2 protein-coding genes are annotated in these 1,411 nt (G+C 62.6%); both read left to right on the top strand.

What is annotated here, in order from left to right; genetic code table 11:
- On the top strand, positions 1 to 774 hold a 774-nt coding region (locus tag CDI09_RS17345), incomplete at its 5' end, for a Cof-type HAD-IIB family hydrolase (protein WP_110571463.1).
- Positions 740 to 1,411 (top strand): 6-phosphogluconolactonase (pgl, locus tag CDI09_RS17340; RefSeq protein WP_249034062.1); only part of this gene is annotated, 672 nt, incomplete at its 3' end. The genes CDI09_RS17345 and pgl, both read left to right, overlap by 35 nt.

Here is a 1,411-nt window from a genome sequence, read left to right as displayed (position 1 = left end):
GTGGATGGCACACTGGTCACGAAGGACAAGATCCTGACCCCACGCGCCATCCGCGCGGTCGAACGCCTGCGCGAGCGGGGCATTCTGTTCACCATTACCAGTGGCCGTCCGCCCAAGGGCATGAAGATGGTGATCGACCCGCTCAAAATTTCCGAGCCGATCGCGGGCTTCAATGGCGGCATGATGGTCAAACCCGATTTTACCGTGATCGAGGCCCGCACCCTGCCGGCTGATACCGCGCGCAAGGTGATCGGCATCATCCGCGACCACAAGGCCGACCCGTGGGTGTATGACGGCAATGACTGGATCGTCTCCAAACGCGACGCCCCGCACGTGGCGCGCGAGCAGTGGACGGTCAGGTTCCCGCCCGTGGTGGGGGATGTGGAAGCGAAGCTGGACCAGGTGGTCAAGATCACCGGGGTGAGCGACGACCTCGACCTGATGAAGCGCCTCGAGCACGACCTGCAGCAGGCGCTGGGCGATACGGCCTCCGCCGCCCTGTCGCAGCCGTATTATGTGGACGTGACCAACCGGGACGCCAACAAGGGCGGCGTGGTCATGGCGCTCGAGCGCCTGCTGGGGATTCCCGCCAGCCAGATGGTGACACTGGGCGACCAGCCCAACGATGTGCTGATGTTCCGCAAGAGCGGCATGTCGATCGCGATGGGGCAGGCCAGCCCCGAGGTGCAGAAACAGGCGACCTATGTGTCCACCTCATGCGAGGAGGAGGGATTCGCCAATGGAATCGAGAAATTCGTGCTGGGAGATGCATGACATGGAAAAGCATGACGTAACGGGCGGACATGACGTGAAAACGGGCCTGATGGTGGTCCTGCCCGATGCCGAGGCCATTGCGCAGCATATGGCGAAGTGGCTGACCGAACAGGCGCTGGCGAAAAAGGGTGGTCCCTTCGTGATCGCGCTTTCGGGTGGGTCCACGCCAAAACGGCTGTACCAGATCCTGGCATCTGCTGAATATCGTGACCGTTTTCCGTGGGCGAACACGCAGTTTTTCTTTGGCGACGAGCGTTTTGTGCCCGAGAGCGATGCGGCCAGCAATTACAACATGGTCGAGACCGAGATGCTGGCGCACGTAACGGTGCCGCCCGCCAATGTGCACCCCATGCCCACCTCGGGTGATCCGGCGCAGGCGGCGGCAAGGTACCAGGCGGAACTCGAGGCGGTTTATGGCGGCAAAACCCTCGAGCCGGGTCAGCCGTTATTCGATGTGGTGATGCTGGGCCTGGGTGATAACGGGCATACCGCCTCGCTCTTTCCCCGTCAGCCCGTGCTGCAGGAGAAAAAGCTGTGGGTCTCGACCTGCGTGCCCGATGATGCACCCCACACCCGCCTCACGCTGACCTATCCCGCCATCCATTCCAGCCGCCATGTGGTGTTCATGCTCGCGGGT

Source organism: Komagataeibacter nataicola (assembly GCF_003207795.1).
In the GTDB taxonomy this organism is placed as follows: domain Bacteria; phylum Pseudomonadota; class Alphaproteobacteria; order Acetobacterales; family Acetobacteraceae; genus Komagataeibacter; species Komagataeibacter nataicola.
This window is presented reverse-complemented; position numbering and strand designations above follow the sequence as displayed.